Here is a 21,728-nt window from a genome sequence, read left to right as displayed (position 1 = left end):
TCTTGTAAAACTTGTCATTCATTATAGCATGATCTGAAATATGGCCATGATCACAGGCGTCATGATAACCTGGATGACTCCCAACAAAACCAAAAGGAGTATTATCAACATGCCGTACCGCTCCAAGAAAAAATATGCATTCATGGCCTTAGGTGGCAAGATGACATAAAGGATCCTGGAACCGTCCAGGGGTGGTATGGGTATGAGGTTAAATACCGCCAAACCAACGTTTATCATGATCATGAGTAACGCGAACCTCGAAAGAGCGAAGTTCGTCAAGAACACGGAAGGAAAAAACCTCACAATTAGCGCACAGACTATGGCCGTAATAAGGTTGCCCGCTGCCCCTGCAAGGGACACCAAGACAAGGTCTCTCCGCGGGTTCTTGAAATTTCTAGTGCTAATCGGCACGGGCTTTGCCCATCCGAACCTGAATATCAAAAGCATCAACGCCCCAATCGGATCCAGGTGCGCAAGTGGATTGAGCGTAAGCCGTCCTGATTTCAAGGGAGTATCGTCTCCCAGCTTGTAAGCCACGTAACCGTGGCAAAACTCATGAAATGTAATAGCCCAAAGCACGGCCGGCAAGCTCAGTAGTATATCTGCCCAACTTGGAAATCCCATTACATCCCTATCCTTTCTTCAAAACATAAAGAGGGTAATTGCTTTTTACCCACTTGATCTCGTCCTCCCTCGTCTCGACTTCACCTCTAAGACGAGCCAGCAGCAATTCCTCCAGTATTTTCCCGATCAAGGGACCCTTCGGGTAGCCTAACTCTACCAGATCCCTCCCCATTAGTATAGGATTGACCCTGTGCAGCCTCGTCAAATAAAGCAATATCCTCCTTCTTACGCGCCACTGCTGCGTAGCGGCAGCCCAAAAAAGGGCAGTCACGTAAGGAGCGTCCCGCAAAAACAGGTAAATCTCCTCGTAGCTTCTCATGCCCTTTCCGCCAATGGCGTTTTCTGCTGTGCCAAGATCATCCAAGGCCTTTTCTACGATCTCCCTGTTTGATTTGGACAAATGAAGCTTATCCAAGGTAGCGTGTTGCACCCAATCGGCCGACGAAAAAATTACGGCTGCCAAAAAAGCAAGCCAAACATCTTCTTCTATATCTGGCAGATCATAGCGAAGCCGCCTTAAAAAAAACGACAACCTTCGAACTATCCTGATGCAATTTCGGTCGACCTTGATCCCCGAAAATAACGCCTCGAATATGTTTAAACGCACCATCTCAAGTACTATTGGATAAACTTTTTCTTCCATAAAGATTAACTTTAGCTCGTTTTTAACCCGAGTGCCGGAAAGAAGTCCAAGCAATCCGCCTTTAACGGCGCTTTTGATCAATCTGAAGGTGTTGTCCTCGAACTCAAAACCAAGCCTTTGTTTGAGACGAAGCCCCCTCAATACCCTGGTAGGATCTTCCACGAAGCTCAGATTGTGTAAAACGCGCAGTTGTCTGCTTTGGAGGTCACGTCGTCCGCCAAAGTAGTCGATCAAAGTACCCCATGACGTCCTGTTTATGGATATGGCCATTGAGTTTACGGTGAAGTCCCTCCTATAAAGGTCATGCTTGAGACTGTCTCCCGCAACTTTGGGAAGGGCAACGGGATACTCGTAAAACTCCCTCCTCGCCGTGGCCACGTCAACCTTCTTGTCGCCCGGAAATACTATCGTACCCGTCTTGTAGCGCTCATGTACGGCCACCTTGCAACCGTCAGTTTCCCATGACTTGATGAAAGCTAAAGCGTCACCTTCGATCACTATGTCAAGGTCTTGATTTTCCTTCCCCAAAAGCAAGTCCCTGACGAAACCGCCGACAACGTATGCCTTAAGAGACATCTCCTCGGCTCTCCTGCCCAAACGCCTGAGGGTTTGTGTTATCCACGGAGAAAGCCTTTGCGCCATAAGCTGCGATACATCTTCCGTCCAAGGCAGTACGCTCCCCAAGGATCTCTCCTCGACGGGGATGGATATGGGATAAAGAGCCCTAAGCATATCGGTCCTGGTCACGATGCCAACGAGTGAGCCATTTTCCTTGACCGGCAGGCGTCCTATGTTGTGAAAGACCATCAATCTGTGAGCTTCTGAGATCGAAGCATCGGGATGCACTGTAATGACTCCCTCAGTCATAAACTCCCGCACCTGGGCACCTCCAAATCCGTGAAGGTGAGCCTTGTCCAAATCTTTTCGGGTTATGATGCCAATCAAGTTGCCATCCTGGACAATGGGTAGCCCCGAATGTCCATAACGAATCATGAGTTTATAGGCCTCGTCAACTTGAAGCTCTGGGGCTATGGCCATGACGGGGCTTGTCATGACGCTTGATACGGTCAGCAGTGGTCTTATATCGTGGGCCAGCTTTTTCTCAATATCCTTGATCAAAGCGTAAGGATCTATACGTTCAAGCGTTACAGCTGCAGCCTGAGGGTGTCCGCCTCCACCCCACCATGCCAAAAAATCCGCCACGTTCAGTATCTCTTCTCTGCTCCTTGCCACGATGTAAGTCTTTTGACCCATTGAAACTGCGGCCACAGCCACGTCCGCATCGAAGTAATCGCGCAAGCGATGTACAAAAAGCGATAAACCTTCAACGTATCGGCTTGCATTCAATGCCGACAGCACCACTTTAGCTCCGTTGATGTACCTCTCCCATGAATTGTCTATGAGATCGTTCAAGAGCTGCCTTTCCGCGGGAGTGAGTGATTGCTCGACAAATATGGGAATCTGCGTAAGGTCCGCTCCCAATTCCTTCAATGTTGCGATGGTCTCGTAATCCTTTCTGCAGGTACCCCCAAAGGTAAGGGCTCCGGAATCCTCGTATATGCCCATGGCAAATAGCGTCGCTTCGTGTGGAGAAATGGCTATGCCTTTCTCGAGGATAACCTCGACGAGCAATGTGGTACATGCCCCAAGCGTCTCTATTCTGCTGTAGGAAGCGGGCAGTTCGTCGAGCACGGTCCCCGGATGATGGTCATAGACGTGAATAACTACGTCCTTTTTGCCTACAAGAGAGGCAAAGGGACCTATGCGCGAAATAGAACGTGTATCCACGACTATCAATGTCGTGACTTCGTCCATCTTAACCTTGCGTGGCGTCAACACGTTATATCTGCTCGGGTATCGTTTCAGAAAATCCCTAACGTTCCTTGAGGCCGAACCTGAAAAACACGCGACAGCCCCAGGATACAGCTTAGTGGCGGCAACCATGCTGGCAAGAGAGTCGAAGTCGGCCCCGATATGAGTAGTAATTACCTTCAAATATCCAAAACCTCCCTAAGCCACAACAACGCCTTTGGGTTAACCCAGGTCAAGGAATGAGCAAGTATGACCGGAGTGTCATAGCTGTGTCTGCTTAATATCTCCTTTTTCAACTGATACAGCTTACATCGAAGGGTCTTTAGCTCGGCTTTCCATTCTCCCTCATCTTCTATGTCTCCATGCCATGAGTAGATGCTCCTTACGGGAACAATATTGACGCACGCGGCCAGCCTTTTTTCGACACATGTTCTGGCTATGGCCTGGGCTTCACTTTCACTGCCGCAGGTCACGGAGACCAGCATTGGGTAGGCAATTTTTAGCAAAAGCTCACCCAGTCTTTCGACCTCTTCTCGAAGCGCTTTTAGGTCTCCGCCATTTTCTATGACCCAATCGGACATCTTTTTCTTCTCTTCTGCGGGCAAAAGCCATCTTTCCCTAGCGGCAATGGCTTCCTCGTCAAGGCCTCGCATCGCATTTCTCCTTGCCCTAACGTCCTTGGGTGCCGTTACGTAGATCGCGAAATCTATCCAATCGGGCCTTCCGACCTCGAAAAGCAATGGAATCTCAAAGACCTTGAGACCTTCACCGCCTTCGAGCAACGATCTTTCCATCTCCGCCATAACCAGAGGATGTATCAGGTCACACATCCACCTGTATTCGGCCTCGTTGCAAAATCCTTTAGAGGCAACTTCGCTAGCAACGATGCGGCCTTCGCTGTCTAAGATGTCGTTTCCCCAGCGCTTGCGCGCTGCTTCTATTATCTCCGGCCTTAACCAGATCTGCCTCACTATCCTGTCAGCCTCTACAACGACGGCCCCCATCTGTTGCAGTAAACTGCATACAGTGCTTTTACCAGCTCCAATATCTCCTGTTAGACCTATGACCAACATCTGCAGGCACCTCTTCTTCCAAGCTCGCATCGTAAACTACCTTATACCTATCGGGGATCTCTTCCAAAAACCTTGAAAAGGCATTGTACTGCACATTGCCGAATAACATCCTTCTTTGTGCACCGGTCAGGTACAGCTTTTCCATGGCGCGAGTCATCCCCACATAGCACAGCCTTCTTTCCTCTTCAAGCTGCGACTCCTCCATCTTTGCCCTTGCGTGCGGAAAGATACCCTCCTCCATCCCCACCAAAAAGACTACGGGAAACTCAAGCCCTTTGGCAGCATGAAGCGTAAGCAAATTGACCCTGTTTCCACCGCCATCTTCTACATCGGCGTCGGAATAAAGGGTGACCATGGACAGAAACTTGGCCAAATCACCGCCTTCCGCGTTGACCGAAAGCAGCTCATATATGTTTTCCATCCTGGATTCCCAATCGTCAGGGTATTCCTCTCTCAAATATGTGCCGTAACCCGTCTCTTCCACTATAAAGGAAATGACATCCCTTACGTCATCGCTGCGCGACAAAATTTGGATCATGTAGCCGGCAATTTCCTTAGCTCCCGCCTTCGCCTTTCCCTTAAGAGGCAGATCTTCTGCCTGGACAAGCCATTGCCAGAGATCCAGGGGATTTTCGAATTTGCTGGATATACTCGCGATCCAATTTCCCAATGCCTGTAAGCTCTTTGGGCCCAAACCGCGAGGCGGCACGTTTCCAATCCTGTTGAGCGCGGCACCGTCTAAGGGGTTGACTGCCAACCTCATGTAGGACAATACGTCCTTAACTTCCCTTCTTTCGTAGAAGGATACGCCCCTCACGATTTTATAGGGGATGCCCCGGGTCATGAGATCCTGCTCGTAGCTTCGGCTCATCGCGTTTATCCTGTAAAGGATGGCCATGTCGTCGTAAGAATATCCCGACTGACACAGCCTTCTAATCTCGTCGGCGATAAATTGCGCCTCCTGACGGTCGTTGCCCGCCAGGTAGACTGATACAGGGGTACCGCGTTGATTTGCGGTCCACAGCTCCTTAGGTCTCCTTTCGATGTTATGCTTGATCACCGCGTTCGCGGCATCCAATATCATGCCCGTAGATCTGTAATTTTGGTCTAGAGTGATGACCCTGGCTCCTGGGAAATCGCGCTCGAAGTTCATGATTATCGACATGTCCGCACCGCGCCAGCCGTAAATGGATTGGTCAGGATCTCCTACGACCATTATGTTGCCCGATTTGGCCAACATCTGTATCAACCTGTACTGCGGAGTATTTACGTCCTGATATTCATCTACCAGCACCCACTTAAAGCGATCGCGCTCCTTGGAGATCACCTTTTCATTTACGCTAAGCAGATGTAGCGGCAGAAGAAGCAAATCGTCGAAATCAACTGCTCCCTGTTTCTTCAGTTCTTCATTATATGCATCATAAAATTCCTTCCACCTAGCCTCAAGTCCAAAGCCCGGCGAAAGCGTCTTCGGATCGGCGCTGGCCTTTGCCCTAGAGATCATATCGACCATAAAGGAGACCTCAAAGCGCTTTTTGTCGATGTTGAAGTCCTTCATCAATTTTTCTATGACCTTTTGAGCGTCACCCTTGTCGAAGACGGTAAAAGGCACTTTTATGCCCGCTTCGTTGGCCTCCTTGGCGTAACGATAAAGCATCTCTACTCCATATGAATGAAACGTCGAGATCTGCAAATTTTTGATGCTTGAACCCAATAAACTTTGAACCCTTTCCTTCATCTCCTTGGCAGCTTTATTGGTGAAGGTGACTGCCAAAATCTGCCAAGGAAGTGCCAACCCTGAGGCAACCAAGTAGGCAAATTTGTAGGTCAACACCCTTGTCTTGCCGCTTCCTGCGCCAGCTAAGACCAATAGAGGGCCTTTCGTATATAAAACGGCTTCCCTCTGCTTCGGATTCAGACCAGAAACAATCTCTTCAACGCGCAACTTAATTTCCCCTTACCTCGCTCAACCACGTCTTTATCGAGACACTAACTTCATCTAAGCCTTTGCCCTCAAGAACAGCGAGCTCAAACCTGGCGGCCTTCGGATTGAGCTTTTCGACGTCACTCCAAAAGGCCGACTTATCGAACTTTATGAAGGGCAGCACGTCAATCTTCGTAAGCAATACGGCCTTCGCCTTATGAAAGAGGGATGGATATTTCAGGGGCTTATCGTCCCCCTCCGGCACGCTTGAAATGGCCATCTTAAACGATTCTCCCAAGTCAAATTCAGCTGGACACACCAAATTTCCGACGTTTTCTATAAATAGGACATCTATGTCGTCAATGGGTATCTCTCGGAGGGCTTTTCTTACGAGATGAGCCTCTAAGTGACAGCCTCCCTGGGTATTTATCTGAACGACGGGCGTACCGGTGGCAGCTATCCGCTCGGCATCCCTGGACGTAGCTACATCGCCTTCGATCACGGCACATCGAAGGTCCAACTGTGGCAATAGCTTTTCGAGTAAGGTCGTCTTGCCAGATCCGGGAGAACCTATCATATTTATCATCAGTATACCTTTTTGTCTCATCAGGCTTCTTATAAAAGAAGCGTGCTCTTCGTCCGCCGCCATGACGGACTTCCTAACGTCCACAAGCTTCGGCATTTCTAATTTCCACCTCCAGGTTGGTCAGCTCCAGTTCCATTCCATTTAAGACGTTCACGTCTATTGAATTGCATTTTGGACACAAACCCAAAAATTCCTTATCGTCCCATTCATATCCGCACTCATCGCACTTTATGCTTAAAGGCACCTCTTCTATATCGAGTATAGCGCCGTCCATTATCGTTCCCTTAGAGGCAACCTCAAAGCAAAACTCAAGTATGTCGGGTACGATCTGTCGCATAACCCCAACTTTTAGCCGCACCCTAGTTACGGCCTCCCATTTTCCTTCTTCGGCCATTTTCATTATTTGTTCCATCAATGCCTCTACAATGGACATTTCATGCATATCATGGACACCTTAATTCGATTTTATACCAAAATTAAGGGGGCCGATCGCCCCCTTAGCAAAGTTCAACTTCAACCAGCAGTTTTAGTGTAAAAATTTATGCCTCGGGCTCGATCAGGCCATAACCCCCGTTTTTTCTCCTGTATACTACGTTTATCAATCCCGTATCGGCATTCTTAAAGACGAAGAAATCGTGGCCCAGCAAGTTCATCTGCAGCGTAGCCTCCTCGGGAGTCATGGATTTTACGGGAACTCTCTTTTTTCTCTCGAAGATTATCGTCTCTTCCTGCTCCGGATAAACTTCCATCGGCTCTATGCCGAAGGAAATATCGTGGGTCTTCAACTGGACCCTGTCCTGCAAATAAGACTTGTGGCGCTTGATCTGGCGCTCAATATTCTTCAGCGCCTTGTCAAAGGCCTTGCGGATATCGGGAGCGTAATCCTCGCCTCTCATGATGACTCCGTTTACGTTAGACGTTATCTCGACGACGTGCATTCCTCGCGTGAAGCTCACCACTACTTGAGTGTCGAGAATGCGATCGAAGAACTTCTCCAGCTTTGACAGCTTCGACTCCATATACCCCTTAGATGCGTCCGATATCTCAACATTACGCGTAACGAACCTGATATCCATCAATATCGCCTCCCGTTGTCTCCGGTGCAATGGTACAATTATTTTACCATGGATATGTATTTTCCTCGAGCCACAAGCTAAATTTGCCGCTGAATGCCTGTTAAGCTGTTGTGGTCCGTTTTAATGCTCTATAATAAATTTAAAGCATGAGATTTCAGGAGGGATGTTTCGATGAAGTTATCGACAAGGGCAATGAACATGGAGCCATCTGCGACCTTAGCGATCAGCGCAAAGGCCAAGGCGATGAAGCGCGAGGGAAAACCAGTGATATCCTTTGGCGCAGGCGAACCCGATTTTACTTCTCCGAGGGCAGCTTTAGACGCGGCAAGGGAAGCAATGGAGCGAGGAGAAACCCACTACACACCAGCAACGGGAATACCCGAGCTAAAAGAGGAAGTAGCAAAATATTACGAGAGGCGCTTTGGCCTTAAATACAACTTTTCAAAAGAGGTCATCATAGGTTCAGGCGCTAAGCCGCTCATATATGAGGCGCTTGGATGTCTTGTAGATCCCGGCGACGAGGTCATGATATTTGCACCCGCATGGGTGAGCTACGTGGAACAGATTAAATTATGCGACGGAAAGCCCGTTATCATAGATACCACACGATCAGGTTTTTTGCCCACCGCTTCGCTGATCGAGGCTTCGCTGAGCTCTCATACCCGTGGCATGATAATCAATACACCCTCCAATCCGGTTGGCGTCATATATCCTAAGGAAACTTTAAACGTCATAGCAGACCTGGCGATAAAACACGACCTGTGGATAATATATGACGAGATATACGAAAGGCTGGTCTACGACGGTTTGGAACATATAAACATCGTTTCAATTAGGCCGGAACTGCGCGATCGTACGATAATAATCAACGGAGCCAGCAAGGCCTTCGCCATGACGGGATGGAGAATAGGATATGCCCTTGGCCCTCAGGAAATCATGTCTAAGGTTGGAGATTTTCAGGGACATCTGACATCAAATGCGTCTTCCATATCTCAGTGGGCTGCTGTTGGAGCCTTAAGGGGAGCTGAGGAAGATGTTAAAAGGATGCATGAGGCCTTCGACGAAAGGCGTAAAAAGATGATTGCGCTCCTCAAAGAGGTCCCGAACATCTCCTTCGTCGAACCTAAGGGGGCCTTTTACGTGTTTGTCGACACAAGAAATTGCTTAGGGAAGACCTACGAAGGCAAAACCATCGATGACGATATCAAATTTTGTGAGATGGCTTTGGAGAATAAATACATAGCCTTAGTACCGGGAAGCGCTTTTCTGGCCCCGGGTTTCGTCAGGTTCTCCTACGCAAACTCCATGGAAGAGATTGAGGAAGGAGTAAGGCGTTTCAAGGAAATGGTAAGCGAGATAAAATAGCGCTTCTACAACCTACGCCGATAGCTTGATCTTTTTAGCTCCTGCTTGTAGCAAATGCATATATATAAAACCGCGAGAAGCTTTAAATCCACTTTCTCGCGGTTTTATATCTTATAAGCTCTTAATTAACCGTAGCCTGTTTTTTATATAACACAAGTTTTTTCTTTAACCGGAACTACCTGTGTTCCAGATTTACCCTCCAGGGCCTCAAGGGCGGAGTCAAGTTTGGCTATGATAGCCCTTTTACCGCCGCCTTCGACGAACCTCAAGGCTGCCTTTACCTTTGGCCCCATGCTTCCGGCCTTAAAGTGGCCTTCGGCCTCGTAAGCCCTTAATTCCTCTGGCGTAACGACGTCAAGCCATTTCTCGTCAGGCTTCCTGAAGTTAATGGCAACCTTAGGCACATCCGTCAATATCATGAACACGTCAGCTCCAACTTCCTGCGCAAGCCTTTCGCCTGCCAGGTCCTTATCGATGACGGCCTCCACGCCCCGGTAAGTGCCATCTTTTTGTCTGACGACGGGAATACCGCCACCACCGCAGGCGATCACCAAATATCTCTCGTCAAAAAGGTGTTTTATTATCTGACCCTCTACTATGCGCTTGGGATCGGGTGAGGGGACTACTCGGCGCCACCCTCTACCGGAATCCTCGATCCAAACTTCATCCCTTTCGCTCATCCTTTTTTTGGCTTCTTCAGCCGTATAGAAAGGACCAACAGGCTTTGTGGGCTTGAGAAAGGCAGGATCATTCGGATCAACTTCCACTTGAGTCACTACACAACAGGGCTCCCATCCGATCAAATTCTTGCCACGCATACAATTCCTTAAAGCCTGGCAAAACATGTATCCTATCATGCCCTGGCTTTCGGCCCCGCACACGTCCATAGGCATGGACGGCACCAAGCTGCTGCCGGCTTCATTCTGTATTAAGATAGCGCCCACTTGTGGGCCGTTGCCGTGCGTGATGATCACTTCATAACCAGCCTCAAGCATCCTTACTATCTGCACTGCCGTAGCATGAACATTTTCCATCTGCTCTTCAAAGGTTCCCTTTTGCCCGCTTTGAAGTATCGCATTGCCGCCAAGGGCGACTACCACCTTTTCAGCCATTCTAAACCCTCCGTTATCTCAGGTTTTATTCAAAGTCGATAGAACAAGGTCATTATACTATCTTTCAAGTAATTGTCCACTGGTCATTTAAAAAAAATAAACCAATATGAGCACCTTGGTATCCTTGCTCATATTGGTTTTTGGTAAAATTAAATTAAGAAAGCGCGCTAAAGGTACGTAACCGTTATCCTTCCATAATTTCTTTCTCTTTTTCCTCGAGCACCTTGTTCACCATTTCGATATGCTCATCGGTTATATCCTGGATCTCCTCTTGGATGCGCTTAAACTCGTCCTCGCTAATGATGCCTTCCTTTTCCTGACGTCTCAATTCATCGAGGACATCACGTCTTATGTTGCGTATTGCCACCCTCGCATCCTCGGCGTATTTTTTAACTATCCGCAGCAGCTCCGCCCTTCTTTCCTTGGTCAGCTCCGGTAACGTGATTCTGATATTTTCGCCGTCCACTTGGGGCATAACTCCAAGCTGTGATGCCTGTATGGCCTTTTCTACTGCCTTTGTGGCCGTCTTGTCCCAGAGGGATATCAAGATCTGTCGCGGTTCGGGGATAGAGATGGTCCCCATCTGTTTGATCGGGGTCTGCACTCCGTAGTAATCCACCTTGATGTTTTCCACCAACGCCGGATGGGCTCTTCCCGCCCTTATGCCTACCATCTCGGCTCTAAAGTGTTCAACGGCCCTCTTCATAGACTCCTGCATTTCCTTCAAAATCTTTCTATCCACAACCATAGCCGTCATTCCCCCTTTTTGATGAGACTAGCGTGCCGATCGGTTCTCCATCTATCAGCAGCTTCTTTAAATTTCCCTCTTGAAGTATATCAAAAACTATAATCGGAATTGAATTCTCCATGCAAAGCGAAAAGGCCGTGGCATCCATCACCTTAAGCTGTTTACTCAGCGCCTCGAGATACGTGATAAAGTTGAGCTTTCTTGCGTCATCGTACTTCATTGGGTCCTTATCGTAAATGCCATCCACCTTGGTTGCCTTAAGCAAGCAATCTGCCCCTATCTCGGCGGCACGAAGCGAAGCGGCGGTGTCCGTAGAAAAATAGGGAGAACCTGTCCCGGCAGCAAAAATCACCACGCGCCCCTTTTCCAAGTGTCTTAAGGCTCGTCTTCTTATAAAGGGTTCGGCAATTTCCTGCATCACGACGGCCGTTTGAACACGAGTAGGCAACCCTAGACGCTCGAGGTTATCCTGAAGCGCCAGGGCATTTATGACGGTGGCAAGCATTCCCATGTAATCCGCCTGGGGCCTGTCCATGCCCATGCTAACGGCTTGAGCACCGCGAAATATATTTCCTCCCCCTACAACCATGGCTATCTGAATTCCATGTCGGGCAACTTCGAGTATTTCCCTGCAAATCTTTGAGACGGCATCAAAATCGATGCCAAATGTCCTGGTGCCTGCCAATACCTCGCCCGATAATTTAAGCAATACGCGCTTATACTTGAGTTTGTCGCCCTCCAAAGCACGTCTACCTCCGATATCGTATATTTATTAAATAAAAGAGGGGCCAGGAAAAACCCAACCCCTCTTAAAAACTAAGCTATTCTCCTATGGCAAATCTGGCAAACCTTCTTACCACTATGTTTTCGCCCAATTTCGCGATAGCCTCGGTGATGAGATCCTTGATCTTCTTCTCGGGATCCCTTATCCAAGCCTGTTCGAGCAAACAAGTGCTCTCATAAAACTTCTGAATGCGGCCTTCGGCTATCTTGTCAACTATGTGCTGAGGCTTACCTTCCTCCAAAGCTTGCTTGCGATATATCTCCTTTTCCCGCTCCAGATCCTCGGCAGGCACATCTTCCGGTGAAATATAATAAGGGGAAGCAGCAGCGATATGCATCGCTATCTCCTTGCCAAGGGTCTGGAATTCCTTGGTCCTGGCCACGAAATCAGTCTCGCAGTTTAGCTCAAGAAGCGTTCCGATTTTGCCAGTCATATGTATATAGCTGAATATCAGGCCCTCAGATGCAACCCTTCCGGCCTTCTTGGCGGCCTTTGCAATGCCCTTCTCTCGCAGATAATCTATGGCCTTCTCTATGTCGCCTTGGCATTCCTCCAAGGCTTTTTTACAATCAAGGATACCTGCACCCGTACGTTCACGTAACTGTTTTACTAGCTCTGTATCAACGGACATCGATTATTCCTCCTTCCAGCCTTTACGCTCTTCAAGTTCATCCTCGACGAGTTCTTCTTCGAATTCGCCGTAAACCTCGTGCAGCTTCTCCCGCACTTCTATCTCATCAGAAGGCTCTTCCTCTTCGCCGGAAGCTGTGGCGACAGCTGCCTTTGGAGCAGCAACGCTGTCGACGCCCTGGCGACCTTCGATGATGGCGTCTGCCATTAGGGAAGTTATCAACTTTATAGCCCTTATCGCATCATCGTTTCCGGGAATCGGGTAATCGATCAGGGTCGGATCACAGTTGGTGTCGACGACTGAAATTATCGGGATGTAAAGCCTTCTGGCTTCAGCAACGGCAATGTATTCTCTCCGAGGATCGATCACAAACAGGGCATCTGGCACGTCCTTCATATCCCTAATGCCACCCAGATATTTTTCAAGCCTTTCCTTTTCCTTGCGGAGCTTTATGGCTTCCTTTTTGGGGTACTTCAGAAACTCCCCTTTTTCCTCCATCTCCTGAAGTTCGATCATGCGACGTACTCTTTTAGAGATGGTGGAAAAATTGGTTAAAAGTCCACCGAGCCATCTCTGGTTGATATAGAATTGTCCACAGCGCTGGGCTTCCTCCTGGATGGTCTCCTGGGCCTGGCGCTTAGTGCCTACGAAAAGCACGGTACCCCCACCCTTGGAAACCTCCCTTAAGAAATCATACGCCCTTTCTATGGCCCTAACAGTCTTCTGCAGGTCAATTATGTAGATACCGTTGCGTTCCGCGAAGATATAGGGCTTCATCTTCGGATCCCATCTTCGAGTCTGATGCCCAAAGTGGACTCCGCATTCCAAAAGTTGCTTCATGGAAACTACAGACACGCTAATCCCTCCCACGGTTTTATTCTTCCACGGCCATCATCCGGCTTCGGAACCCAAAGGGCACCCCGATGCCGTCCAACCGTGTGCTTTGTAGAAGCCAATGGGAAGTATAGCATATAACCCAATTGACCATCAAGGTTATTATTGTTAAAATGTGAATAAAATGGTTTTTTAAGAGTGTATCACATTAATAAAGGAGGCATTATAAATGGCAAAAAGGCCCGCCGAAAATAATATAGAAGAATTACCCGCCGAACGTAAGGCCGTACTGAACAGGCTCAAGAGGATAGAAGGACAACTCAGGGGAATACAGCGAATGATCATAGAGGAAAAACCCTGCGTGGAAGTGCTGACTCAGCTGACGGCAGCAAGAAACGCCATGCAACAGGCGTGCGTGGAGATAGTAAAAAACAACCTCTATAAATGCATAAGAGAGAACACCAATACCGAAGAAAATATAGGGCAACTGGAAAAACTCATAAGCGCACTCATAGATTCAGCACCTCAGGCAACGAAATGATATGAGCGCAAATAAAATACGCCCTCGTTTATTGGAAAATAAAAATGCGGCCCTCTTTCGACCCAGCTTTTCCATGGCACCCGATGTACACTGCTTACCGTTGCTCCCTTCCGGGCCTGGCGGGTTTCACAGGACATCGCCGCATGGAACTGAGCCTACAGAGGACCGCAACTTGACCCCAAAAAATTGGCGGAGAGGGTGGGATTTGAACCCACGAAGCGGTTTTGTAGCCGCTTACTCGCTCTCCAGGCGAGCGCCTTCGACCGCTCGGCCACCTCTCCTCATGCAAATTTAACCACCCTTACGCGTCAATTGTAGCATAATTTATATCATTTGGCGGAGAGGGTGGGATTTGAACCCACGAGACGGCTCATCACCGCCTAGTCGATTTCGAGTCGACCGCCTTCGACCGCTCGGCCACCTCTCCATCCGCCACGTAGCAACCGAAAAAAGTCATCCAAGATCTTCTTGCATTCTACAGCAAGCACTCCGCCTTGTATCTTGCAGCGCCAGGGAAGCCTTTTATCCTCTGGTATTCTATAAAGAGACCAACATGCACCTGCCCTAGGATCTAGGGTACCAAAAACGATCCTTTCAAACCTGGCCTGCAGGACAGCGCCGGCACACATTACGCAGGGTTCAAGCGTTACGTATAATGTGCATCGAGCAAACTCTTCCTTGGACAGCTTCAAAGATGCAGCCCTGATCACGTTAATTTCAGCATGAGCAGTTGGATCGCCATTACGCTCCTTGGTATTATGGGCACTAGCAATTACCGTATCGTTAAGCACTATCACGGCACCCACTGGGATTTCCCCTTCGTCGAAGGCCTTATTTGCCTCCTGGAGGGCAATCCTCATAAAGCTCTCATCTACACTGCGATCCTGCACCTATGTATCACTGCTCCCCGCATAGTGCCGGCAATGACCGACGCTCTAGAAAGATACCACGAGCTCACAAAAACGTCAACAAAGATCGTCAGCGCTAAACGTATTGGCTGTGGATATTAATCTCAAGCCCTTTGACATGCGTAGTCATATTGTGAAGCTACGACATTCCACAGGCCAACTTTTTCGAGTATCTTTCGAGGAACGAGCATGGAAACGTGGACGACCCCCGGAAGCCTTCCAATTTCCACCTGTCCGGTGATCGTGCACCTGTTTTTGACCTCATCCAGCGATAACCCCGTCAACTCAGATAATCTCTTTAGGCCATTGTCACAAGCCTCGTTAAGGTTTTTACCGCTCCCTACCATTTGTATTGGAAGAGCTTCGTCCTCCACCTCGAAACCATAAAGGCTTGCAATTCGCCTTGCCCTATTCAATATTTCTTCGCTTCGCCTTGCAACTATAGCCGGAAGATCGCAAGCCCTGGGCAAGACGATAGGACCGTCCAGAGAAAGGCCCTTTAATACTTTTACCTCCAGTATCACCTCAGCTGTTACATCGGTGGTATGCCCGGCTATCTCCCCATCTCCCATCATGGCGTGGACATCACCGACGTATACTCCACCACCTTTGACCTTTACAGGAGCAATTACGACGGAACCTTCTACGACTTCGTTTATGTCCATGTGCCCATCGGTGCGAAGTCGCAGCTGTTCTTCGGTAAGGCCATATTCATGGGGCGCACCCACGAGAAAGCTTCCAAAATCACCTGCGTTATGAGAAGATGGCATCGCTACGGCAGGACAAGTTCCAAGGTTTCCAACCATTGGGCGCAGAGGAGCTATAAGACCAGGAAGGTCTCCCCTTGCCATTAAGTTGGCCGAGTATTGTTTAGACTCAGGCGGCAGTGCGCTAAAATGAGCTGCATCACAGGCTATTTCCCTCGCGACCTGCGGTGGGACTGTCACTCCAACTTTCCTTTCGTCATCCATGAGTATTGTATAAGTGTTGCCATAAAGGAACGGATGTACGGGAGCTCCGCATTTCTTGCAACGTATGGCATCTTCGCCAACGCCTTCGACGTATGTCTCGGGATTTATCGTGCCGCAAGAGGGACATTTTTTGGCAACAAAGGGATCGCCCACGAAATGCCCTTCCTGAGGCACATCGGTACCCGACGTCGTGGCAAGCGAAAGGACGTTGATCTTCCTGACCCTTATCATTATGGAATCCCCAACGTCTGCTCCTTCTACTGCTATGGGTTTCGTGACTTCATGTCCGCTCGGGTAATCGGGAGTTATCATAGCTCCCCAACATCCGGGACTAACCCTTGCGACTATAATTCCTCCATCCCTGACCGGCCCTGCGAAGGGCTGATTTGGATCCAACACCCAGACCATTTCTTTTGCATTGATTATTGTTTGCGCCATTTAACCCCACCTCCATGGTCGCAATATTAAGATCTTTTAAAATGATTTTAACATCCCACATCGGAATGGACAAGAAAAATTTTAGGTATGGCTAATTATTTGAGGGCCTTTCATTGGAAATGAGATATCAAAATTCCTTCTTCGGCTTTCCTATGACAGCCCTGGTGTAGATGTACTTAACGGTCCACTCGTTCCCGATTGCCATCAAGATTGCAAAGCAGGCTGACGAAGGCATATATAATATCGCAGCGAGGACACAGAGGTCGCTGGCTAATGTTGTTACAACCTACATATCCACGAGCTTTCACGTTCCAGATTGCTACTGGGGCAGCAAAAGGGTTTGCCTTGCAACTCCTAAAAACGATTCCCCCTCTATTGTAAGGGCCGCATTAGAGGGGCTAAGGCTAGCATACATTGAAGGAAAGAAATATAAAAGGGTTGGCGTCCTGCTTTCTGAAATCTCCTCATGTAAAGAACTGCAAAAGGGGTTATTCTGCGACATAAAACAATCCAAGAAATTAGATATATTAATGCGAGAAATTGATAAAATCAACCTCGAAGCCAATAAGCCCTTAGTTTGGCTTGCCGCTGGAGGCAAACCAGAAAGCCAAAAATGGGTCACCAGTGCATCCATGCGTTCGCCTCGTTACACATCATATTGGGATGAACTACCTACTATAAAGGTCTAGTCGAGGTGTCGAAAATGGGTCGTTTCAACACCACCACAGGTTTTCCGACGCCCGCAGCAGAAAAGGCTCACTCCTTGGATTTAGTGGGTAATCCACAAAGCTAAATGACCAAAAATGATAAACAACGTAACGCATGCGCTCATTTAGAAGCTCCGTTAAAGCTTTATGCTTGGCAAGTTGTCTCTTTTGTATGGGCATATGAAACTTCGTAATGCTATAATGATAAGCAAGCTCTAACTAGGAGTTGAGCAAATATATGCATTTACGAGTTAAACTTTTGGGATCGCCTCAGGTGTTTTGCGATGAACATATTATCCAGTTTCCATTTCGAAAAGCAGAAGGTCTTTTCTATTACCTAATCGTCGAAAAAGTAGTGTCTAGAGAAAAATTGGCCGGAATCTTCTGGGGCGATTTGGATCAGGTTTATGCGCTAAAAAATTTGAGAAATGCTCTCTATGTCCTCCATAAAACATTGTCACCAGACTTAATAATACAGGACAATCAGTGGATCCGTATCAACGATTCTGCGCCCCTATCACTTGACATAGATATGTTGCATGACTTGAACAAAATTCATAGACACTCGCTTGAAGGCATCGCAGACGAATTTTTGGACGGCTTTTACATATCCAAATGTCCCGAATTCGAGGAATGGGTTTTTGCCAAAAGGACGCAAATTAAGAGCTTTTGTATCGAAAATCTCAAATCTCGCCTCGCATTGTGTTGCAAAAGCAAATCATACGACACCGCCCTCGAGATGGCCAAGCTAATTTTAAAGCTTGACGAATTTGATGAGGAAGTCATTAAGTCGACCATGAATATATACGTTTCCCTGGGACAAATTACGAAAGCTTTGCAAACATACCAAATATTCAAATCAAAAGTTATCGAAATTTTAGGAGTCAGTCCCGATGTATCGACAGAATCACTATATGATGAAATATGTCTGATGCATCAAAAGAATATGGTCGATCGCCTAAACAATACGAGGCCTTTGTCTTTGTATGGTTCAATTTTCGGAAGGGAGGACGAGCTTGCCCGGTTACACGCCTTCTGCAAGATATCAGATCCATCGCGAATTCCTAAATGCATCTTAATAACCGGAGTGCCCGGAGTCGGCAAGAGCCATCTAATACGCCACTTTTTAGATACATATTTAGAAGCGGGTGACTTGTTGCTATCATGCAAAGCGATCGAGATCAATGGCTCCCAATATCCTTTGGGTCCGTGGCATGAGCTACTATCCAGATTATCAACATCAAACCTTTCTCTAGTTGGCCTTCATACACCCGGCACGCTATCCGATATGCTCGCGAAAAGCATAGAGCAAAAGAGGAAAAGGGACAACAAGGTAGTTCTGTACATGGAAAATTTGCACGATTTCGATTCTGCTTCCATAGAGGTATTTCGCTGTTTTTTAAATCGTTTACCCGCCTATATTAGGATAATAATCGAATCTCGTAACGATGATGCTCACCATATCGACGCATTGCTTAAAAGCGCTTATCGAAGAGATAGCCTAGATTATATGCACATAAAAATTTATCCATTTACAAAAGAGGGCACAGAGAATTTTTGCAGATTTTTGCTCCCCTCCTACAAGGTGTCACCAGAACAACTTGAGGTAATTTACAATTACACAAAAGGAACTCCGTTATTTTTAAAGGAGATCGCAAGTTTAATTGCAGAAGGCAAAAATCTAAATTTGTTTTCTCAAAAACTGCAAGATATAGTAAAAGAGCACTTTGTTTTACTTCCCAAGCTCGAGGGCGAACTTCTCAAGGTCATATCCGTCTTCAATGTTGATGCCAGTTATAAATTACTCAAATCAATCCTAAATAATGCAGATGAACAGGAACTCGCCGAGGCAATCAACTCTCTGATGAATAAAGGTTTTATCATCGAAAAAATAGAGGACGGCGATCGACATTATGCCTTTTCGCACTCAGAGATCAAAAGTATTATATACAACTTTATTGAACGAGAACACAAGCGATCCCTTCACGAAAGATTGGCATATTTAACTCGAGAAGACATGGGCGATTGGTCAAACATAAAATGGAAAGAAGGTTTAAATTCAATTTACCATTTACATCAAGCTAATTTATTGATAGAGGAACTTAAAGCTAGGTTAAATTTGCTCAAATTGCACTTAAGCTTTAACCATGAACTGTTTCCAATGCTGAGTGACGAAACGCTAAAATCAGCTAGGGTTCCCTTCTCCGAAATGGAGTCTATGGCTACGTATGGAAAGGATGTTCGAGATTTACTTTATGAAATTCACTGTACTATTGGGGAAAGCCATGAACTTGAAGTTCTAGAAAGGACATATTACTGGCTGGATGGCAGCTATCTTATATGGTATGGAAAATACAGGGAAGGATTAAAGAAAATCTACGATACCTTGTACTGGGCCAAAAATAGAGGAGAAACTAAATTGGAATTGGATTGCCTCCTTGGCCTTTGCTATTTCGGCATACAAACTGAGAATGGACAAATGCTTAAAAAATATGCACTGGACATGCTTAAGGCTGCTCAGTCAAACTTTTTAGATTCTTATATAGGAGTCTCACTGAGATTTCTTGGGCTAGGATATCTGTTAACTGGAGATCTGAAAAGGGCAGAGAGATTATTTAAGGCATCGATAAAAACTTTCGAAAGACTGAACACTACTAGGCCCAGAAACAGCTTAAGCATTATAGCAGCTCTAAACTACCTTGGCGATGTAAGGCACTGGGAAGGTCGATTCGAAGAAGCGCTAAGTCTCTATGAATATTGTATATCCTTATGTAATAAACAAGGTCTATATCATGGCTTAAGCTTGTTTCACGCAAATGCCGGCCATGTTGCCTTCGATTTAAAAGACCATTCGCTTATGCTTTATCATCTCAATAAATCGATACAGCTAAACGAACAACATAATGGCGGAAGAGGGGCCGCGATATCGCACACCCTCTTAGCTTTATATTGGGCCACAGAAGGCGAACCAGGAAGGGCTATCGATAACCTTCGCAAGGCAAATCATATCTGTGCAACATTAAATAAAAAATACTGGATAGGTATGTTGTTATATACTAAGGGAATAATGCGGAATATTATGGATAATCGCGATGAATTCAAACATTTATGGATCGATGAGCTTCCTGAAAGTGCCGTAGAATATGCTAAAGAAGCAGTTTGTATCCTCGAAGGCCTTCATATAGAACACGAGAGACAAAAGGCTTGCAAGTTGTTGACAAGCCTTTTGTCCCATGAAGATATTTCGCGTTATTTAACAGTATAAGATTTCAAGAATTCATATCCCTTAGTAAAGTCAGCAGTATATATTCTGTCAAACGATACGAAGGGAACTACCTTGCGATATGCATCGTACAACGCCTTTGTCTTTTTGGCCAATTGAACCTTACCGCGAAGGTCAACTGCTTGGGCGGTATGTAGCATCTGAATCGAGGAGATGTAGTACATATTATCAGTTATCTTTTCCAGGTTGCGAATGGCCAATAAGCTGTTTGCAAATGTATCTTCTATGTTGCCCGCAAGGGCAAAGCCATCCATGGAAACGGGCATTGCCAATTGCCTGTTTTCTGCATACAACTCTCCCAAAGGCTTCTGGATGGCTCCAAAGGCATGGCCCAACGTATTCTCCTCTGAAGCCAAAAATCTGCTTAACCCTGTAATATTTGGATTTTCAAACCTTATAGTCTGCATGACTATGTTCTGAGACATGCGGGCTAACGAATGAGATAATTGCTCAATTCTCGCAACTACGGGCAGCATATCGAAATTGGCGGTAGGATAGATCGCCCCTTTTTGCTCGCCTTTCACCAAATAGTTAGTGATGTACTCGCTGTCCGGTCGTTCAACTTCAGTTACTCCTGCAATAACAGCTGGGTTATCGTCGCTGCTGTTTATTTGAATAATGAGGGCTTTTTCCGCTTCTTCAATTGCATCCAAGACATTCCCGAGGGCATAACCCATTGTCCTAAACGACAAAGGGTCCTGAAGTGGTCTTCCTTCTGCCGGTTGCCACAAATAACTTCCTTCTAAAGTATCGCGAATCATTTTAGAAGCTTTAAGCATTCCCGGAAAAGGGCGAATCTCCGTCGTGGCCTTTAGAAAAGGGGCTATATTACCGTTAAGTCCTTCCAAAGTTAAACCAAATACCACTATAGCTTTATTGGCATAATTTTTGGCTTCTTCAACAGCCAATACTGCTTGTCCTGCTGCTACCGCATTAGTACTAAGCATGGACAGAAAATCTTTGCCCACCGGCTTGATCGGAGAAAGACCAGCTTCCTTCAAGGCGTCAGCAGCCGCCATACGTTTCCCTCTATAATCAACCTGCCACTCCCCTATCATCGCAAGGCCTATATGAGATGCAATGGTAATATCAGCTTCTCCGACGGAGCCCCTTGAAGGCACAACAGGCGTGATCTTTTTGTTCAGAAAGTCCCGATACTGGTTAACAACGGCAGGTTGCACTCCCGGGATTCCTGTCAGAAAAGTATTTAGGCGTATTAACATGGCTGCCCGAACGACATCTGCGGGAAGGTCAGGTCCAACACCGCCACCATGAGCGCGCAACGAAAGAATGTTAAATTCCCTTGAGCGCGCCAAGAGCTCCTCTGACAATACCTTCTTGCCGTCCCTTTCTTCGAAAACTGACTTATCCTTGTTCCACCCCACTCCAGTGGTTAGGCCATAAACGGGTTTTCCCTGTAAAGCTGCCTCCATCACCACAGCAAAGCCGGCCTCAACCTGCTTCATCGCTTCCGGTGATATTGCGACCTCAACTTCTCCCTTTGAAACGCTAAGAACTTCGTCGATTGTCAAACTGTGTCCATCCAGGACAACTTTTGTCGTGGCCGCCATCGATGGCAACGCAAAAAGCATCACTACGATTGACGACAAAAAAGCTATCCTAACCAAACTCTTTCCTCGCATCGTCCTCACTCCTTTTCCCTATATT

19 protein-coding genes, 2 tRNA genes and 1 other RNA gene are annotated in these 21,728 nt (G+C 47.0%); 4 read left to right on the top strand and 18 right to left on the bottom strand.

The window, feature by feature from the left end; genetic code table 11:
* Positions 1-21: 21 nt before the first annotated feature.
* The 7 genes from BUQ78_RS08720 to hpf form a co-directional block, all read right to left on the bottom strand.
* On the bottom strand, positions 22-624 hold the full coding sequence (locus tag BUQ78_RS08720) for a site-2 protease family protein (protein WP_014807243.1): 603 nt from the start codon (positions 622-624) through the stop codon (positions 22-24).
* A gap of 7 nt (positions 625-631) precedes the next feature.
* Positions 632-3,262, bottom strand: coding sequence for a CBS domain-containing protein (locus BUQ78_RS08715; protein ID WP_074199937.1), 2,631 nt, complete (start codon positions 3,260-3,262; stop codon positions 632-634).
* Complete coding sequence (coaE, locus tag BUQ78_RS08710) at positions 3,259-4,152, bottom strand: dephospho-CoA kinase (protein ID WP_074199936.1); 894 nt, start codon at positions 4,150-4,152, stop codon at positions 3,259-3,261. The genes BUQ78_RS08715 and coaE overlap by 4 nt, the downstream gene beginning before the upstream one ends.
* Positions 4,112-6,097: an ATP-dependent helicase gene (locus tag BUQ78_RS08705; RefSeq protein WP_074199935.1), complete on the bottom strand. Its 1,986-nt coding sequence runs from the start codon at positions 6,095-6,097 to the stop codon at positions 4,112-4,114. The genes coaE and BUQ78_RS08705 overlap by 41 nt, the downstream gene beginning before the upstream one ends.
* A gap of 1 nt (position 6,098) precedes the next feature.
* Positions 6,099-6,758, bottom strand: coding sequence for a hydrogenase nickel incorporation protein HypB (hypB, locus tag BUQ78_RS08700; RefSeq protein ID WP_014807247.1), 660 nt, complete (start codon positions 6,756-6,758; stop codon positions 6,099-6,101).
* Positions 6,736-7,104 (bottom strand): hydrogenase maturation nickel metallochaperone HypA, encoded by a 369-nt coding sequence (hypA, locus tag BUQ78_RS08695; protein WP_074199934.1) that lies wholly within the window; start codon positions 7,102-7,104, stop codon positions 6,736-6,738. The genes hypB and hypA overlap by 23 nt, the downstream gene beginning before the upstream one ends.
* 97 nt (positions 7,105-7,201) lie before the next feature.
* A complete protein-coding gene (hpf, locus tag BUQ78_RS08690; protein WP_074199933.1) occupies positions 7,202-7,738 on the bottom strand; it encodes a ribosome hibernation-promoting factor, HPF/YfiA family in 537 nt (178 codons plus the stop codon).
* 171 nt (positions 7,739-7,909) lie between these two features.
* Between hpf and BUQ78_RS08685 the strand changes: the two genes are divergently transcribed.
* Positions 7,910-9,103, top strand: coding sequence for a pyridoxal phosphate-dependent aminotransferase (locus tag BUQ78_RS08685; protein WP_074199932.1), 1,194 nt, complete (start codon positions 7,910-7,912; stop codon positions 9,101-9,103).
* A 143-nt stretch (positions 9,104-9,246) separates the two neighbouring features.
* Here the strand turns inward: BUQ78_RS08685 and arcC are convergent, their stop codons facing one another.
* The 5 genes from arcC to rpsB form a co-directional block, all read right to left on the bottom strand.
* Positions 9,247-10,215 (bottom strand): carbamate kinase, encoded by a 969-nt coding sequence (arcC, locus tag BUQ78_RS08680; protein ID WP_074199931.1) that lies wholly within the window; start codon positions 10,213-10,215, stop codon positions 9,247-9,249.
* 184 nt (positions 10,216-10,399) lie between these two features.
* Positions 10,400-10,963: a ribosome recycling factor gene (frr, locus tag BUQ78_RS08675; protein WP_014807252.1), complete on the bottom strand. Its 564-nt coding sequence runs from the start codon at positions 10,961-10,963 to the stop codon at positions 10,400-10,402.
* The gene (pyrH, locus tag BUQ78_RS08670; protein ID WP_014807253.1) at positions 10,950-11,705 is read right to left on the bottom strand and encodes a UMP kinase; all 756 of its coding nucleotides are present in this window, start codon (positions 11,703-11,705) and stop codon (positions 10,950-10,952) included. The genes frr and pyrH overlap by 14 nt, the downstream gene beginning before the upstream one ends.
* 79 nt (positions 11,706-11,784) lie before the next feature.
* Positions 11,785-12,378, bottom strand: a complete 594-nt coding sequence (tsf, locus tag BUQ78_RS08665) for a translation elongation factor Ts (RefSeq protein WP_014807254.1) — start codon at positions 12,376-12,378, stop codon at positions 11,785-11,787.
* 3 nt (positions 12,379-12,381) lie between these two features.
* A complete protein-coding gene (gene rpsB, locus BUQ78_RS08660) occupies positions 12,382-13,233 on the bottom strand; it encodes a 30S ribosomal protein S2 (protein WP_074199930.1) in 852 nt (283 codons plus the stop codon).
* 208 nt (positions 13,234-13,441) lie between these two features.
* Here rpsB and BUQ78_RS08655 point away from each other — a divergent pair, with 208 nt between their 5' ends.
* Positions 13,442-13,753 (top strand): metal-sensitive transcriptional regulator, encoded by a 312-nt coding sequence (locus tag BUQ78_RS08655; protein ID WP_014807256.1) that lies wholly within the window; start codon positions 13,442-13,444, stop codon positions 13,751-13,753.
* A 56-nt stretch (positions 13,754-13,809) separates the two neighbouring features.
* Here BUQ78_RS08655 and ffs read toward each other — a convergent pair.
* The 5 genes from ffs to BUQ78_RS08630 form a co-directional block, all read right to left on the bottom strand.
* An RNA gene (gene ffs / locus BUQ78_RS08650) (signal recognition particle sRNA small type) lies at positions 13,810-13,909 on the bottom strand.
* Between the two features lie 31 nt (positions 13,910-13,940).
* Positions 13,941-14,034 (bottom strand) — tRNA-Ser (locus BUQ78_RS08645).
* A gap of 53 nt (positions 14,035-14,087) precedes the next feature.
* Positions 14,088-14,180 (bottom strand) — tRNA-Ser (locus tag BUQ78_RS08640).
* Entirely contained in the window at positions 14,134-14,643 is a 510-nt protein-coding gene (tadA, locus tag BUQ78_RS08635) for a tRNA adenosine(34) deaminase TadA (protein ID WP_084532393.1), read from the bottom strand. The genes BUQ78_RS08640 and tadA overlap by 47 nt, the downstream gene beginning before the upstream one ends.
* A 122-nt stretch (positions 14,644-14,765) precedes the next feature.
* Entirely contained in the window at positions 14,766-16,070 is a 1,305-nt protein-coding gene (locus BUQ78_RS08630) for an acetamidase/formamidase family protein (RefSeq protein ID WP_014807258.1), read from the bottom strand.
* A 170-nt stretch (positions 16,071-16,240) separates the two neighbouring features.
* Between BUQ78_RS08630 and BUQ78_RS08625 the strand changes: the two genes are divergently transcribed.
* Both BUQ78_RS08625 and BUQ78_RS08615 read left to right on the top strand, forming a co-directional pair.
* Positions 16,241-16,759 carry a DUF4113 domain-containing protein gene (locus BUQ78_RS08625; RefSeq protein ID WP_074199929.1) on the top strand — a complete coding sequence of 173 codons (519 nt, stop codon included), beginning with the start codon at positions 16,241-16,243 and terminating at the stop codon, positions 16,757-16,759.
* Positions 16,760-17,015: 256 nt separating this feature from the next.
* Positions 17,016-20,042, top strand: a complete 3,027-nt coding sequence (locus BUQ78_RS08615; RefSeq protein ID WP_074199928.1) for an ATP-binding protein — start codon at positions 17,016-17,018, stop codon at positions 20,040-20,042.
* Here BUQ78_RS08615 and BUQ78_RS08610 read toward each other — a convergent pair.
* Complete coding sequence (locus BUQ78_RS08610; RefSeq protein ID WP_014807263.1) at positions 20,027-21,703, bottom strand: HAL/PAL/TAL family ammonia-lyase; 1,677 nt, start codon at positions 21,701-21,703, stop codon at positions 20,027-20,029. The two genes, BUQ78_RS08615 and BUQ78_RS08610, sit on opposite strands and share 16 nt — an antisense overlap.
* Positions 21,704-21,728: the final 25 nt, after the last annotated feature.

The sequence above is a fragment of the Acetomicrobium flavidum genome, from assembly GCF_900129645.1.
Taxonomy (GTDB): domain Bacteria; phylum Synergistota; class Synergistia; order Synergistales; family Acetomicrobiaceae; genus Acetomicrobium; species Acetomicrobium flavidum.
This window is presented reverse-complemented; position numbering and strand designations above follow the sequence as displayed.

Excerpts from the sequence above, each read along its gene's own strand:
- BUQ78_RS08720 (WP_014807243.1), bottom strand. The coding sequence starts at position 624 with ATGGGATTTCCAAGTTGGGCAGATATACTACTGAGCTTGCCGGCCGTG.
- coaE (WP_074199936.1), bottom strand. The coding sequence starts at position 4,152 with ATGTTGGTCATAGGTCTAACAGGAGATATTGGAGCTGGTAAAAGCACT.
- hypB (WP_014807247.1), bottom strand. The coding sequence starts at position 6,758 with ATGCCGAAGCTTGTGGACGTTAGGAAGTCCGTCATGGCGGCGGACGAA.
- hypA (WP_074199934.1), bottom strand. The coding sequence starts at position 7,104 with ATGCATGAAATGTCCATTGTAGAGGCATTGATGGAACAAATAATGAAA.
- hpf (WP_074199933.1), bottom strand. The coding sequence starts at position 7,738 with ATGGATATCAGGTTCGTTACGCGTAATGTTGAGATATCGGACGCATCT.
- BUQ78_RS08685 (WP_074199932.1), top strand. The coding sequence starts at position 7,910 with ATGAAGTTATCGACAAGGGCAATGAACATGGAGCCATCTGCGACCTTA.
- arcC (WP_074199931.1), bottom strand. The coding sequence starts at position 10,215 with ATGGCTGAAAAGGTGGTAGTCGCCCTTGGCGGCAATGCGATACTTCAA.
- frr (WP_014807252.1), bottom strand. The coding sequence starts at position 10,963 with ATGGTTGTGGATAGAAAGATTTTGAAGGAAATGCAGGAGTCTATGAAG.
- tsf (WP_014807254.1), bottom strand. The coding sequence starts at position 12,378 with ATGTCCGTTGATACAGAGCTAGTAAAACAGTTACGTGAACGTACGGGT.
- BUQ78_RS08655 (WP_014807256.1), top strand. The coding sequence starts at position 13,442 with ATGGCAAAAAGGCCCGCCGAAAATAATATAGAAGAATTACCCGCCGAA.
- BUQ78_RS08630 (WP_014807258.1), bottom strand. The coding sequence starts at position 16,070 with ATGGCGCAAACAATAATCAATGCAAAAGAAATGGTCTGGGTGTTGGAT.
- BUQ78_RS08625 (WP_074199929.1), top strand. The coding sequence starts at position 16,241 with ATGTACTTAACGGTCCACTCGTTCCCGATTGCCATCAAGATTGCAAAG.
- BUQ78_RS08615 (WP_074199928.1), top strand. The coding sequence starts at position 17,016 with ATGCATTTACGAGTTAAACTTTTGGGATCGCCTCAGGTGTTTTGCGAT.
- BUQ78_RS08610 (WP_014807263.1), bottom strand. The coding sequence starts at position 21,703 with ATGCGAGGAAAGAGTTTGGTTAGGATAGCTTTTTTGTCGTCAATCGTA.